Annotated in this window: 8 protein-coding genes; 3 read left to right on the top strand and 5 right to left on the bottom strand. The window is 52.5% G+C overall.

Annotated features, from left to right (window positions below):
• Window positions 1-364: 364 nt before the first annotated feature.
• The 5 genes from QW71_RS40285 to QW71_RS35100 form a co-directional block, all read right to left on the bottom strand.
• Window positions 365-6799, bottom strand: coding sequence for an S-layer homology domain-containing protein (locus tag QW71_RS40285; RefSeq protein WP_152679941.1), 6435 nt, complete (start codon window positions 6797-6799; stop codon window positions 365-367).
• 1 nt (window position 6800) lies between these two features.
• Window positions 6801-7160 (bottom strand): hypothetical protein, encoded by a 360-nt coding sequence (locus QW71_RS35115; protein ID WP_039310371.1) that lies wholly within the window; start codon window positions 7158-7160, stop codon window positions 6801-6803.
• Window positions 7161-7311: 151 nt separating this feature from the next.
• Window positions 7312-8151 carry a carbohydrate ABC transporter permease gene (locus QW71_RS35110; RefSeq protein ID WP_081970085.1) on the bottom strand — a complete coding sequence of 280 codons (840 nt, stop codon included), beginning with the start codon at window positions 8149-8151 and terminating at the stop codon, window positions 7312-7314.
• Between the two features lie 15 nt (window positions 8152-8166).
• Window positions 8167-9057 (bottom strand): carbohydrate ABC transporter permease, encoded by an 891-nt coding sequence (locus tag QW71_RS35105; protein ID WP_231575186.1) that lies wholly within the window; start codon window positions 9055-9057, stop codon window positions 8167-8169.
• Window positions 9058-9226: 169 nt separating this feature from the next.
• Window positions 9227-10570: a sugar ABC transporter substrate-binding protein gene (locus QW71_RS35100; RefSeq protein ID WP_039310369.1), complete on the bottom strand. Its 1344-nt coding sequence runs from the start codon at window positions 10568-10570 to the stop codon at window positions 9227-9229.
• 262 nt (window positions 10571-10832) lie between these two features.
• Here QW71_RS35100 and QW71_RS35095 point away from each other — a divergent pair, with 262 nt between their 5' ends.
• The 3 genes from QW71_RS35095 to QW71_RS35085 all read left to right on the top strand — a co-directional run.
• The gene (locus tag QW71_RS35095; protein ID WP_039310368.1) at window positions 10833-12623 is read left to right on the top strand and encodes a sensor histidine kinase; all 1791 of its coding nucleotides are present in this window, start codon (window positions 10833-10835) and stop codon (window positions 12621-12623) included.
• A 47-nt stretch (window positions 12624-12670) separates the two neighbouring features.
• Window positions 12671-14302 (top strand): helix-turn-helix domain-containing protein, encoded by a 1632-nt coding sequence (locus QW71_RS35090; protein WP_039310367.1) that lies wholly within the window; start codon window positions 12671-12673, stop codon window positions 14300-14302.
• Between the two features lie 794 nt (window positions 14303-15096).
• Window positions 15097-15664, top strand: a 568-nt coding sequence (locus QW71_RS35085; RefSeq protein WP_039310365.1) for a LacI family DNA-binding transcriptional regulator, incomplete at its 3' end; no start/stop codon positions are given.

The following is a 15664-nucleotide window of genomic DNA, read 5'->3' as shown; positions in this document are numbered from 1 at the left end:
TGTAGATTTCGTGCGGCCTTTTTTAGATAAAATCGAGTCTGTTCACCCTCTGATATCTTCCTTTGATCTAATGTTAGGTTTCTTGCAAGTGTACTGTCATTTCCGGCCAACCAGGCCGAATCTGATGGATTTATCCCTCTAATCCTACGGGTGTCTAGAAATTGAGGCCGAATTTCATCATAGCCTTAATTTCCGTATATCCACATTCCCTTAATTTTCTTAATTTCTTAATTCCTTAATTTCCTTAATTCCTCCCTGACATCCGTATAAAAAACCCGACAGCCCGCTACGCGCAGCTGCCAGGTTCTTTGAGTACCTCTTACAAATGTCCCAGCGCGCAGCTGCCAGGTTCCTTCAGTACCTCTTACAAATGCCCCAGCAGATTAGCGATGACTTGCGCACTCTCGGCGCGGGTCATGCTCTCCTGCGGCGCGAATTGCTGATTGCCGCGGCCCTTGATCAGCCCCGCCTGTCCGGCGATGCCGGCTGCGTTCTTCGCCCATTCATGAATCTGGGAGTAATCACTGAACGCTCCTGCAGCCATATCCTGGCTTGCCTGGCTTGCCTGGCTTCCCTGCAAGTACTCATAAGCGCGGACGATCATGACCGCCATTTCCTCACGGGTAATATGCTCATTCGGAGCGAAGGCATCCTTGCTGCGTCCGAGTACGATCCCCGCTTCATTTACAGCCGCAATAGCTCCGGCATACCAGGACTTGGAATCCACATCAGCAAATGCCGGTGTACTTCCCGCCTTAAGGCCAAGCGCACGTGTAATCATAGCGGCGAATTGCGCCCTGGTTACTTCCCCTTGCGGATTGAATTCTGTAGCCGAAATGCCCTCGATAATATGCTTCGCAGCCATGGACTTAATGACACCGGCCGCCCAGTTGCTGTTGCTGACATCCGAGAAGCTCTTGTCATACTCCAGCACTGCATACTGGCTGAAATGATTGATTTCGGCGGTGAATTTACCGTCTGTCAGTGTTCCGCCCATGTATTCAAGGGCACCGCTGGCAGCAATATAGTAGACGCCGAGCAAGCTGCGGTTAGCATTAGGATCTACAGTGAATGTAAGAGTCAGCGGCTTGTCAAAAGCGGTTACCGGCACGGCCGTGCCGTCCGCAGCAAGTACCTCCAGGCTGAAGCTGATTACATCACTTGCTGCCGATAGCTGAACGGAACCGTTGACAGCCGGATTGTTTATCAGCTGCTGCGCAGCAGCTTTTGCTGTCTTCACGGCTGAAAGCTTAATTCTCGCCCCCTCCGGTTGTCCTCCGGCACCAGCAACCTTCTCCTGAATGCTCTTCAGCACTTCCGGAGTCAGGTCGACCGCAACCGTACTCCAGGCGAGACGCAGGGTATTCTCTCCTGTAATTCCCGATAATCCAGCCGGAAGCAGCACAGATTCTGTAGCATCACTGAGCTGAACCGTAATTGTCCCGCCAGCCGGAGCCGCGAAATCACCAGGGGCAAGAACCTTCTCGGTCTGCGGCTGCGGCGCCGGTGACGGCGTAGCCGCTGGTGTTGGTGCTACCGTAGACACTGGCGCATTCGTAGGGGCCGGTGTTGCGGTTGGAGCTGTTGTCGGCTCCGGTTCCGGCGTCGGCGTAGGTGTAGGTGTCACCGGCGGCTGTTCTGCTTCGTCTACAGTCACCGTTCGGGTCACTTGGGCAGCGGCGTTGCCCGCTGTATCCGTCACATTATAGTGGTACAAATAGGTGCCTGCAGCCGATGTATCCAGCGTCAATACTGACTCCCCATCCTTTGTAATCGCCGCCACTATGCGCTCCGTAATGTCGCCGTCGCGGTCATCTGCCGCAGTAGCTCCGGCATCGGTATAGCTTGCGCCATTCTCCAGTTGAACGGATGCTTCACCAAGCAGGGTAATCACCGGCTTCGTTACATCCGGATCAATGGCAACCACTACGGTTCTTGTTACTTCCTCCGCTGCATTCCCTGCGGTATCGCTGACATTATAATGGAAGGTATAGATATCCTCTACCGCCGTATCCAGCTCTGTCAGGCCGTATACTTCACTGGTAACTGTTGTAACGATATGGCCAGTTATATCGCCGTCCTGATCATCAATAGCCGTTGCACCGGCATCCGTATATTCCGAGCCAACCGGCAGATTAACTGTCGCCTCGCCATTCAGGGTAATCACCGGAAGAACCGTATCCGGTACCGGCAGCGTAATTGCTCCGCTGGCCGAGCTATCCGCCTTCGCCTCTCCCTTGCTCAGCGTAACCGAGAAGGTGAAGCTGCCATCCTTGTCGTCTGTTGCTTGCTGGAAAGGCGACAAGGTGATGTCACCCATGGTAACCCCGGTTTCACTGAAGCCGGGCAAACCGCCGATGGTCTGCTGCAGCCAGGTCCGGACAGCCTCCTCACTATTCGCTGTCTCCTTCTTCACATTGTAGGCCGCGCCTTCAATGATGCTCTTCGCCTCATGGACAGCCTGCTCATTGGCAACGCTGACCTTGTCTCTGGCTACAGCTACATAGCTGATTACCGCAGCCTGACTGAACGTATTGTACACTGAATAGGTCACGGTACCGTTCACCGGCAGCGTGAAGTCATGATTGACTGTGGTACCCGCAGGACCTGCAACCAGGCCGGTACGAACCTTTTCAGATACGGCTTTTCCTTCTGCATCAGCATAACTCAGTGTAACATCCATCGTACGGCTGCTGTTATTCCACCAGTCCATATGATAGGACGTAATCGTATATTTCCCTGCGCTTAAAGGCAGCTTGTAAATCAAAGGTGTATTCTTCGTATTCGAGCTGTATACTCCAGTCTGGGCTTTATCTGTAGCAACTACTGCTCCGCCAAGTCCCTTTGGACTGTAGTTAGCCGTGATGTTGGTATGACCCCAGACCGTATCCCCTGTCGACAACTGATCCGCCTTGTCATTCAGCAGGCTGTCGCCGACGAAATTCTTGATGGTTGTAAATGGCGGTGTTACCCCGTCAGCGGAGACACCAGGGTCCAGGAAATATACGAGGCCAGCAGGTACCACTTCCACATACGCTGTTGTCTTCAAATTTCCAAAAGTACCGGTTACAGCTACCCGTTCATATGGAGTGTCGAAGCTGACTGTGTCTACATTCCATTTCACAGCCACCAGCACCTTGGAGCCGTCAGCGCGCGATGCTTCCAGCTTGGCCGGCAGGTTAGGCTTCTTCCCGGCATAAGTAGCCGTATCCTGAGGAGCGGCAAGTTCTCTCACATCGCCTACAACCAGGCCGATATAGGCAGATGTCAAGCGCGCTTCCAGCTGCGCAGCCCCTTCCTGATCCAATCTGTATCCGGCAGGATTATTTAATGCTGCCTCAGCTGCACCTAGCACACCTGAGAACAAATTCCAGTCACTCTCCGGGAATTCATCCTGCCGGGTGATTTCCTGCGCGTCCTTCACCGCCTGCTGAAGCGCAGCAGTGTTCACGTTTCCTGCAGCTCCGCCGGAGATAATTCCCACGGAATCCACTGCTAGTGTCCCGCTCAGCACCTTGATCTGGACCGTGTGCTCCCCGTACTCCAGCCCGCGCAGCATGAAGGCCTGGTACAGCTCCTTCGATGCCGCAGCAGCGCCCGAGAGCACTGCAGTCCGGCCGTCCACGCTCACTTCCAGCTTGGCTGAGCCGTCGTTCTGGCCCAGAATATCGAGTCCGGTGCCGGTAAATGTGTATTTCAGCACCGCACCCGCAGCCTGACTGGTCGAAAGGGAACGCTGGTACACATACATCCCTTTGCCATTCTCATGGGCCCACGCCCCCTCGTAAACCAGCTTGGATTGCGGAACCGCAGCCAGATCGTGCATCTCCAGATTATCCAGCAGCTCTGAATAATAAGGAGTATAACCGTCTACCTTCTCCACCTTCAGATTGTCGAAGCGGACATGATAGAAGCCGCTGGCCAGCTGTACGCGTCCTGACAGCTTCGGATTCGGGTCGGTATAGGTTTTAAGCTCAACATTATCCAGATAGGCAGTGATTCTATCACCTGCAACCTGAAGAGCAATGTTATGCCATGCGTCATGTGCGGTATCAAAACCCTCAAGCTTCACACCGCCGGTGCCTGTAGCGGCATTGCCGCTGGCGACAACTGTGCCGCTGGAGAGCAGCTGCCAGCCGCCGTCGAACCAGAACTTCAGTGCATATGGCGTTCCGCTTAGCGTCTGTGACCCGCCCTGATAGCGGGCTCCGACTGCCGCGTAATTGTTGCCGCTGTAAGTGCTGTTCTGTTCAAAAGACACATCGGCACTGACCTTATAGTTGGTCCAGCGGTTATCACCGATTGCTGTGACCGGGTCTCCGCCGTTCCAGGCACCGCCAACTCCTGTTGTAATCTGGTCCAGCTGCTGGCGCAGGACATAATTCTCCGTATCACCGATACGATACCCCTCGAAGGCTCCGTTAAGGTCCTGGGTATAACGCGGAATGACGCTCTGCTCACCGCCACGGGAGCTGACATAGCTCTGCTCGCCGGCAATCACTCCGTCTTTGCCGATGACGGGAACGGTTTTGCTGCCGTAATTGAAGTCATCCGCATACAGAATTCCGTCTTCCGTATTCTGTACGGAACCTGTTGCATCGGTATCAAGCACCGTACGTTCTCCCTCAACCGGAAGCGGTGCCGGCGACTCTGCTGTAGCGTGATTATCCAGTGTGCTTACAGTTACAATCGAGAACGGCTTCACTCTCACCGTGTATACACCGCTGCCGTCTGCAGCCGCATCGCCTAGATATTTCATATAATTGCTGTTAAAAGCCTGACCCTCATCAGCTGCACGGGTCTCCCATACTTCCAGGGAGGGGTTTCCTGTATAGCCCATGTTCACTGCCTGAAGCTTGTAGATCTTCTCATACTCGCTGTCATTGATGATGACTGTCGAGAAATCCTGCTTGCCCGGAGCAGCAAGTGTCATGTAGCTCGGAGTCCCGTTCCGTCCGCTGACCGGGTTCGTGCCGGATGCTCCGGTGTAGCTGGCCTTGGGAACCGCTCTCCAGATTCCTGCTGTATTATCCCCATTCTCCCAGCCCGTCTTGGCAAACCCGTTGAAATGCTGGAGAATAACCAGCCCTGCGTCATAGTGTATGAAGCCCGACCACGGGTCCCGCGCGCTGACCAGCTCCTTGAAGGAATACTGTCCGCCTTCATAGAAAGAGCCGATCGCCGGCTGGTAGATGAAGTGTGTCCGGCGGGAATTCACGAAGCCCTTAATGATGGTATTACCCATCTCCAGCGGACCGCCGGTGCCTCCGATGCCCGTTCCGGCCGCCGACGGGTCCTTCATATTGTTGTTCGGGCGGAAGGCCGAGTTGCTGAAGGTCGCCTGCGCCTCACTGTTCCAGATTTCCTTGTCGAATTCTTCGGCAAGCCGTTTGAAGTTGCCTTTGCTGTCATCATCAGTATTGTAATGATATCCGGCGGCCGTTACCGCCTCCCGCAGCGAAAGATCGCTCACCATAGCATCGCCGAAGGTGCCGATTCCGACCTCGTCGGAAATAATCAGCTTGATGTTGTGATACAGCGCCTCCTCCTCAGTGCTCTCGAAGCCTTCAGTATCCGCTTTAACCTTGGCGCTGTATTGCTTGATCCAGTTCAAATCTGATGCATGCTCATTGACATCAGGATTGACGTAATCCACCATATAACCGTATTCACGGTAAGCGGCCAGAATCGTGTTTTTATACCAGGTATATATTTTGTCGTTGTTATTCGCCCAGGCCGGAGCGTTCCAGCGCAGGAAGCTTACCTTAACCGCAGGATTAATGGCCTTGGCATCAGCCGCAAGCTGGAAGCCGGGATGCCGGGTAACATTGGCCTTTTCATTCTCCGTACGCATCGTCGAAGGATCGGGACCTGTAGAGTTGTTGCGGTCATTCCCCATTTCAATCTTGACATGGTCGATCAGCGGACGGTCGCCGCCGAACAGGACCTGCAGCAGCTGCGCATAAGCCTCTGGCTGCTCAGACTTATAGTCCATCAGCAGGGCGCTGGTACTGTTGCCGCTCAGCACGCCGAAGCCTTTGAACGTCAGGCCGTTAACATTGTCTTCCATAATATCGTTGCCGTCGAGCAGAACTTTGACCGTAGAGGCTGCGGTCTGCCGGGCATCATCAAGCTCTTGCTTGATCGCACCTTCGGCAACAGCGAACCAGCTCAGGATCGGCTTCTCCCCGGATACTGAAGCATAGGTCAAGGTCATAGGACTGCTGACATCAATATCTCCGGGAATGGTGAATTCACCGGAAATAAGCTGCGTTGTTTGGGTATTGAACTGTGTAAACGGGATCGTGCGGGCTTCTCCGGCGCTGTTCTTATACTCCAGCCGGGGCTGTATTCCCCGGTCGCGGCTGCCGTACCAGTCATAGAAGCCACTGCTGAGCGTATAAGCACCGGGTTGAAGCGCTTTCAATTTATAATCGATATGATTGCCGGACGGATCTGCCCGCAGGCCTACCTTCCATATGGACGGTTCGGTGGCCGGATCGGCTAGTCCTCCGTCTTTAGAGTTCTTTACCTTATTGCCGGTATCATCGAAGCCCCAGTCTGTCGTTCCGCTGACATACTTCTGATCCGGTAACCCGTTAAGCAGGCTACCGCCGGATAATATTTTGACCGCTTCGTACAGGGGCGAGGCTCCAGGAGGATTCCCCAAGGAATCGCCGCCTCTGCCGCTGTCCACGAAGTAGACGAGCGGACTATCAGCCGGCGGAATCACTTCCACATTCGCCACCACCGGCCCGCCGTTCGCGGTTCCGTTCACGGTTACGGTGTCATACGGCACATCAAAGGTGGCTGTCCACGAAGTAGACGAGCGGACTATCAGCCGGCGGAATCACTTCCACATTCGCCACCACCGGCCCGCCGTTCGCGGTTCCGTTCACGGTTACGGTGTCATACGGCACATCAAAGGTGTCTTCGCCAATGCTCCAGTTCACAAGTGCACTCTGGCCGCCAACATCTACGCTTGCCGGCAGAGTCGTACCTGCCGTTGTCTTTGCCCCCATATAGGCCGCTGCATAGACCGTATTTACAGTGGCAGCAGATGCGGCCGGCATACCTAGTGCCGGAAACATTCCGGCTACAAGTGCTCCTGACATCAACACTGAGAATAGCCTTTTCTTGACACGGGTTGTGCTGTTCATTCATTCATCTCCTCTTGTTCAAATAAGTAAGCGTATCCATTGCGTTGTTAGAAGAATAATTTCTTGGACAGACCTTGGCCTTACCTCCATGATTGGTTATAAAAAACCCGGCAGCCACGAAAAGATGCAACTGCCAGGCGCGTTACTTGTTCTAGCCTTTAATCCCCGATGCTGCAACACCTTGCACAAAGTACTTCTGCAGGGCCAGGAATACAATGACTACCGGAATGATAGAAACTACGCTTGCTGCCATGATCAGCCCGTACTCCGCAGAATATTGCGAGATGAACATCCGCAGACCGATCTGAATGGTCTTAAGCTTCGTATCTGTCAGATAAATCATCGGCCCCAGGAAGTCATTCCAGGTGGCAACGAAGGTGAAGATGGTGAGTGTGGACAACGCCGGCTTGGACAGCGGCAGCATGATTCTTGCCCAGATGCCATATTCACTAAGCCCGTCGATCCGGGCTGCTTCACACAATTCATCAGGTACTCCCTGATAGAACTGGCGCATCATGAACACACCGAATGCCGAGAACGCCTGCAGCAGAATGATCGCCAGGTGGGTATTGTTCAGTCCCATGTAACGCATCAGGATGAACTGCGGTACCATGTAGGCCTGCCAAGGGATCGCAATCGTTGCGATATATCCCAGGAAGATAAAGTTCTTGCCCCGGAAATGCAGCTTCGAGAACGCATAGGCCGCAAAGCTTGAAGTCAGCAATTGCAGAATCGTTACGATAATCGATAATTTCGCAGTGTTAAAAATAAACCGTCCGAGCGGAATCCGCGTCCAGATATCCGTGAAGTTCTCCCAGCGGGGATTCGCCGGAATCCACTGCATCGGGAAGGAGAAGACATCCTTGTTAAGCTTGAGCGAGGAGGACAGCATCCATATATACGGAACCAGCATCGCCAGCACGGTCGCAAACAACAAAATATACACAAGAACCATAAGGCTGATTCTAAGTCCTTTACTTTTTCCAACCATATCTTTTGAATCCTCCTATTGTCCGTATTTCTTCTCGCCGCGGAACTGGACGATGGTGATGCCAAGTACCAGCAGAAAGAGTACAATCGCCATTGCGCTGGCATATCCGTAATCAAGTGAACGGAATGCCGTATTGTAGATTTGATAGACCATAACCCTCGTAGAGTCGTTGAGCTGGTTATCGGCGCCGGCAAATAGGTTGATAAAGATATCGTAGACCTTGAACGAGTTAATGACCAGAATCATCAGAACAAAGAAGGTTGTAGGTGCCAGCTGTGGCACGGTGACATTGCGGAATCTTCTCCACGGGCCTGCGCCGTCCAGCTCAGCAGCCTCGTACAGCTCAGGGTTAATTCCCTGGAGTCCTGCCAGATAGATGACCATGTAATAACCCATATTTTTCCACACCGTGAAAAGAACTACGGTAAACATGGCCCACTGCTTATCTGCCGCCCAGCGGGGAAGATCCTCCAGCGGGATACCGGTAATGGTATGCAGAATGTTGTTGATCGGACCCATGGTAGGACTGAAGATGAAGTTCCATACAGCCGCAACGGCTACCAGAGATGCTACATAAGGGAAGAAGAACACGGTTCTCATGAAATTACGGCCCATAATCTTCTGGTTCAGCAGAATGGCCAGCGCCAGCGCCACAATCATGGTCAGCGGTACGACTCCGATGGTGTAGACAATGGTGTTCCACAAGGCTTTGTGGAAGGTTGAATCTTTGAGCAGCCGGGTGAAATTGTCCAGCCCGATGAACTTCATCGGATTGGCCCCGTCCCATTTCACAAACGCAAGGACAAAGGCAAATATCATGGGTACCAGTGTAAACAGGGCAAATCCGATAAAGTTCGGCGCAATGAAGCTGTAGGCAATCAGGTTATCTTTAACCCCTCTTGACATACGTCTTTTTGGGCTCTTATTTGTATGCAATATGGTTTCGTTCTGCATTGTTTCTCCTCCAAACCTTCTAAAGCTTCCCCAAATCTATTATGCGAAGCAGATAGATTCTTATATTTTATAAAAGGCGGGCCTTCGCCCGCCCTTATATCCACCGCCCTACTCAGAACGGTTAATTGTTCAAGAGCTCTCCTACACGTTTGTTCATATCCTTCAGGCCTTCATCAATTGAAGCGTTCTTCGTCATGATGTTATCGTGTGCTTCATTCAGGATAACCTCGATGTCTGCACTCTTTTCATGTATAGGCATTTCCAGATAAGTCTGAACAGTATTTAGTGCAGCCTTACTGTTCTCGTCTGCAGGGAAACCGTCGATGGAAGTAATGGAATTGATAACTTCATCGTTCTTGATGGCCGGAATGGTTCCGGTAGAAGCAATAACCTTCGCGCCTTCTTCACCAGTTACGAAGTTCATGAACTCCAATGCGGCTTCTTTGTGCTTGGATTTCTGGTTTACAGCCAGGGAAGTAATCGTACCCAGAGTTGTACCGGCTTCCACACCGTCAGGATGAGGGTATTTCACAATGCCCCATTCTGTTGATTGTGATTCGCCGCTCTTCACTTTCTCGATCTGGGTAGCAATGAACCAGCTGCCCATGTTCATCATGGCAACGGAGTTGTTGTAGAATACGCCGGAATAATGCGTGCTGGAAGTCTTCAATGTAGCGTAATCCATCACGATGCCGTCTTCCTGCTCTTTCAGAATCCGCTCATAGGTAGGCTTCAGGAAGTCATAGTTGCCGCCGACCACTGTGTTCTTGCCGTCAAGAATACCGAACAGTTGAACCGCGCTCCGCCAAGTGTGGTAGTGGGCACCGTATACTTTTTCGGAACCGCTGCCGGAGGTCATTTTGCGGGCCAGCTCATCATATTGGTCGAAGGTCATATCGTTGCTCGGGTATTCCACGCCTGCTTTGTCGAACAAAGCCTTGTTGTAATAAACTACCCAGAAGTCACTGCGGAAAGGAAGCGCATACACCTCGCCGCCCACTTCAATCTGCTCTACAGTACCGCCGTATACGGAAGGATCAATGGAATTTGTGCTCATGTAGCTCTTCAGCGGCTCCAGATGATTCTGCTTTACCAGGTTCGAATAGCCGGGGATATCTTTAATGGTAAGAACGTCCAGGTCTGCACCGCCGGAGAGCTGTGTGCTCAGCATGGTCATATAGTCCGTGGAGCCAAGGTCTACATATTCAATCGTTACATTCGGATGTGCAGCTTTATAAGCATCGATCAGCGGTTTGTAGTAAGCGGTTGCTTCCCAGTCCCACAGCGCCCATTTCAAAGTCACAGGCTCCTGGCTCGGTTCAGCTGAAGCGTTTGCAGCGTTACCCGCCGCAGGCGCGGTTGTTGCAGCAGCTTCATTATTGGTGTTGTTCCCGGAACATCCGGCCAGCATGCTCACGGAGAGCGCTGTGGCAAGGGTCATGCCATAGAATCTTTTTAAGTTCATTTAAATATCCCCTTTTCCTTCTATTGTTCTAGCGGCGACCGGCTCACCCGGCCTTAGTTCAAAGTGTAAGCCTTTTCAGGCGGGATTGGGATGCAATATCAAACACAGATCATTCACTTTTCTGTGCTCTTCTCCCCCTCGTCCGGCCCAAACCTGTAATATCCTATCCGAAACATGTAAAATTCTCAGCTCATACTCCTTGCCCTGTATTGAAACGCAGGAATATGATAAGGTAGATGAAAACGCTTAATATGTTTTCACAATGTACAAAGGAGTGTTCACGACGGTAAGAAAATCTACTATTAAAAGCCGCATTATTCTGCTCATGGCCGTCTTCGCACTGCTGATCGCGTCGCTGCTGTCTTTTTTCAGCTATGAATTGATTACTTATTATCAGCGTAAAACAACCATTCAGGCGACCGAGTTCAATCTGCAGCTGGTTTCCCATATTATTGAACAGGATCTGATTAATCTGTCGGCCTTAGCCATGACCTGCAGCACCAACTCGTCCACCAATAGCCTGATCACGAATTATTTCGCGTCCAAGAACCCCAGCTCCAAGGAAGCTGTTAATGTCTTCAACTCGATGCAGCAGGAATTCCTGAATAACCGCTCGAACAGCTATGCCCGCCGCCTGATTGTTACGGATAACAACGGAAAGTTCCTGCAGGTGGATAACACAGGCACCTCCGTTCCGCTTACCATACACAATATCGGCCATATCGCCGGCCTTAATGCAGATGCCGAGGAGCAATGGGATCAGGTCATCAAGGACCCGCTCTCCAACACGAATGGAATCCCGTTTGTGTTTCCTATCTACGGCAAAGGGGCTATACGGGTTGGAACGGTATATATGTTAGCCAATACCTCTGTTATCACCGACAAGCTGAAGGGATACTCCCTGCCGAAGAATTCCCGGCTGCTGCTCACGCTCGGCACTCATCATTATCAGCTTACCGGCGATCAGGTCACTGCCATTACTGAACCTTATGAACCGGTGGCCTATACCAATGACAAGCCTGTCGGCCCGCAGACCGAGCTATCCATGGTGAAGCTTACGGATGATAAAGAAAGCCATATTGTGGTATCTTATCCCGTACGCAGCGGAGTCATACTGTCCCAGACTTTATCGAACGACCAGTTTGCGCCCAAGGCAAACATATGGATTCTGGTGATGCTTGGTGTTGTCCTGCTGGTTATTGTCTTAAGCGCTATCATTACGCTGTATTTGACCCGTACCATCAGTCTTCCGGTGGAGAAGCTCAAGAAGCGCATCGATAAGATTGCCCAGGGTAATTTCCTGATAGACCGCAATATTGAATGGAAAAGCGAGCTTGGCGACGTCGGACGCGGCATTAACCGCCTGTCTCAGGATATCGTGGCCCTCATGGACAGCCGGCTCGCGGACGAGAAGCAGAAGCAGGAGCTGGAATACCGGATGCTGCAGAGCCAGATCAATCCGCATTTCCTCTACAATACACTGAATTCGATCAAATGGATGGCCACGATCCAGAATGCTACAGGCATTGCGGAGATGACGACCTCCTTGTCCAGACTCCTCCGCAGTATCGCCAAGGACAACCGGCGGCTGATGCCGCTGAAGGATGAGCTAAGCCTGCTGGATGACTATTTCCTGATTCAGAAATACCGCTATGGCAGCACGGTCACCATGGTCAAAGAAATTGAGAATGAAGAGCTGCTCACCGGCCTGATTCCGCGCTTCACGCTTCAGCCGCTGGTGGAGAACGCGATCTTCCATGGCATTGAGCCCAAGGGCCGAGGCGATATTGTCATCACGGTCTCCAAAAGCGGATTCGCCGATATCCTGGTCACGATCGAAGACAATGGTGTCGGCATGAAAGAAGAGCAAATCTCCACAATTCTATCCGTTCCTGAGGACGAATCCAAGGGAATGCTGGAGAATGTCGGACTGCGCAGCGTGAATGAACGCCTGCAGCTGGCTTTTGGCGGGAATTACGGCTTATCTATTGAGAGTGAACTTGGACAATATACCATCATGAAGCTGCTCCTGCCCTTCCTGCAGAGAGAGTAGCAATAATCACCCCACAACATAGCAAACTTAGCAAGGATGTGATGAACTTGATCAAATTATTAATCGCAGATGATGAAGCCCTGGTCTGTATCGGCCTGCAGTCCATGCTGAAATGGGACCAGTTCAATATTGAGATTGTCGGCATTGCCCACAACGGCGCACAGGAAGAAGAGATGATTGACACTCTCCGTCCGGACATCGTAATCAGCGATATCAAAATGCCGATTAAAAGCGGTCTTGAGGTGGCCGGCTCGGTACGCAAAAAGTACGGCCGGCTGCCGCTCTTCATTATGCTGACTAGCTATGAAGAATTCCAATACGCCCGCGGCGCGATTGAAGTGCAGGCCACGGATTATCTGGTCAAGCTGGAGCTGACCCCGGAGGCGCTGTCCGAATCCATCCGCAGAGCGATTGGCATACTTGAGACTTACCAGGCGATGGAGAGCTACCCGAAGCTGGTCCACCGCGGGAATATCCAGGCCCAGCGCGATAAATTCTTCATCCGCCTGTTCAATAACCTGTTCGAGAACAAGAACCAGTATCTTTTGCAGAAAGAGGATCTGGACCTGGATTTGCCAGGGGCTGCCTATCTCGTCTGCACCTGCCGCATTCTGGGTCCGGATACGGTTCCGCCGCGCGGGGATAAGCTGGTCGCCTTATGCTCCAGCACCGTACAGATGGCTAAGGATACGCTCTCTTCCGTCAGCCCGTGTTATGTAACCAGTCTGGATCTGCGCAATTTCGCCGTGGCTCTGCCGGTCCCGGGCACCGATCCGCGGCTCTGGATGCCTGACATCCAGAAGCTGCTTGGGGACATGGCCTCTGTGCTGCACAACTACTTCAATGTGACGATCATCGGGGCCATCGGCTTCGCCGTCGAAGATCCTTATCTGCTGCGGGAGAGCTATCTTGCCGCCCGGAAGGCGCTGCCGGCTGCGGTTAAAGAGCGCTCCTTCGTCTTCTTCACAGAGGGCGAGGCACTGGCGCAGGAGCATCTGCTGTTCGATTTCTCCGAATCACGTTCGGAGATCCGCCGGGCTTTTGAAGAGATGGATACCCGGGCCTTGTACACCATTATCTCCAGAATGATCGAAATCTTCGACGGCCGGTCCGACCTGCTGGTCCCCGCTACCGATGCCGCCTGCAATATCCTGTATATGGCCACTTCCCTGCTTGCGGACGGGGAGAACATTGTGGAGCAGATATTTGAGAATGAGCCGGAGGGCTACCGGGCCATTTATCAGATGCATACTATAGAAGAAATCGCCGGCTGGCTGATCCAGTTCCGGGACGGATGCTCGAACATTCTTTCCACCCGCAGACAGAGCTATAAAGAGCAGGTCGTGAAGAATGTCCAGGAATATATCAAAAGAAATCTCGGCAGCAAGCTCTCGCTCAATCAGGTAGCGGATGTGTTCAATTTCAGTCCCAACTATCTGAGTCATCTGTTCTCCAAGGTCGCCAAGGTGAACTATGTAGAGTATATCACAGAGATCAAAATCACTGCCGCCAAGGAAATGATGGTCCGCGGAGAAGGCCGGATCTACGAGATCTCGCAGAAGCTCGGCTACGAGAGCGCCTTTTACTTCAGCAAGGTATTCAAGAAGGTCACCGGACTCTCCCCCCGGGATTACATGCAGCAGATCGAATCAGGTACGGAGGATGTGCGGAGTCATTGAGGGGTAGTTGCGCGGCGTTGAGTGGCGTTACGGACAGCCGGATGGCTGGCTGTGACGCCTTTTTTTATAGATAAGAATTTAATTACCTGAGCTTCTGATCAACGAAAAGATCGAAGTCGTGGAGATTATTGATGATTTCTGCGCTTAGCTTCAGCTGGGGCACTGGCGGAGCGCAGGCGGAGGGTGCTTGCGGACCGAGAAGACGTTATTTGCCGGGAAAACCAACTTTTCTTCCTCTTGCGGACACAGGAGACGTTATATTGCTTGTATGAGCTCAAAATGATGCGAAACAGGTTAGTTAAGCGCTTCTGAGTCCGTGTAGCCCGCCAAATGGTGATATTCAGGCAAATAACGGCTCTCCAGTCCGCAGCGATGCGGCTGTGTGGCACAATGTTACTTTAAAGTGCTCAACGAGGGATTACATGTATTAGTCTCCCCCACTATGTGCCGATTACGGACCTGCGTGAATAAGAAGGTGTTCCAAGCCGCCGTTATACGGTGCTCGTGCACCTTCTTTTTGAAAGAAATTATATGCTTCGGGGTCTCAGGTATGTACCTGAGTAATTAATAAATATACGGTTCTCCACTTTGCGGGATAATTTGGCGTATGCCGCAACTTTTCCTCCTTCTAAGCAGAAACTACGGGCATGACACGGCCACAGCCGGGGTATGGTCCTATCCCTGCCTTCCACAATGTAAGCGCCTCTAAAAAGCCACTTGAAAGAAAAGTACGCAGGTGGTAGGATAAAAGCGAAGTTTTAGTAAATATATTAACTAAAAAGGCGTGAAGCAGCTTGGCAACGATTAAAGACATCGCCCGTGAGGCCGGCGTATCCGCCGCCACCGTATCGAGAGTGCTAAATAATGACCTGTCCCTGGCTGTCAGTGACGACACGCGGAGCCGGGTATTTGCGGTTGCAGAGCAGCTTGGCTACAAGCCCTCCCGGTTAAGGCAGCTGAAGCGGGAGACCGAGCTGAGCAGCAAGGCCATTACGCTTCTGCTCTGGTGCTCGGCGGAAGAAGAACGGGATGATCCGTATTACGGCTCAATCCGCCGCGGGGTTGAGCTGCGCTGCGAGGAGCTCGGGATTGTTCTCGGCCAGACGCTGCGCGGACGTAACCCGCTGCCCCCGCTCCGGGCCGATGATGGACTTATCGTCGTAGGCGGCTTCGACCCTAAGGAATTCGAGAGGCTGCATGCCGACAAAAGCACGACCGTGCTGGTTGACCAGTACGAGGAACGCCTGGAGTACGACTCCGTGCGTACGCATTTCCGTCAGGCTGTCGGTCAGGCGCTTACTCATCTGCTGGACCTTGGCCACCGGGATATTGCCTTCATCGGCGGCGGCGGGGAAGGCGAGC

The organism is Paenibacillus sp. IHB B 3415, from assembly GCF_000802655.2.
Lineage (GTDB): Bacteria > Bacillota > Bacilli > Paenibacillales > Paenibacillaceae > Paenibacillus_AQ > Paenibacillus_AQ phytohabitans.
Note: the sequence above shows the minus strand (reverse complement) of the source record. Positions and strands in the feature narration are given on the sequence as shown.

Coding starts and splice junctions, on each gene's coding strand:
- QW71_RS35115 (WP_039310371.1), bottom strand. CDS start 7,160: ATGAACAGCACAACCCGTGTCAAGAAAAGGCTATTCTCAGTGTTGATG.
- QW71_RS35110 (WP_081970085.1), bottom strand. CDS start 8,151: ATGGTTGGAAAAAGTAAAGGACTTAGAATCAGCCTTATGGTTCTTGTG.
- QW71_RS35105 (WP_231575186.1), bottom strand. CDS start 9,057: ATGTCAAGAGGGGTTAAAGATAACCTGATTGCCTACAGCTTCATTGCG.
- QW71_RS35100 (WP_039310369.1), bottom strand. CDS start 10,570: ATGAACTTAAAAAGATTCTATGGCATGACCCTTGCCACAGCGCTCTCC.
- QW71_RS35095 (WP_039310368.1), top strand. CDS start 10,833: ATGTACAAAGGAGTGTTCACGACGGTAAGAAAATCTACTATTAAAAGC.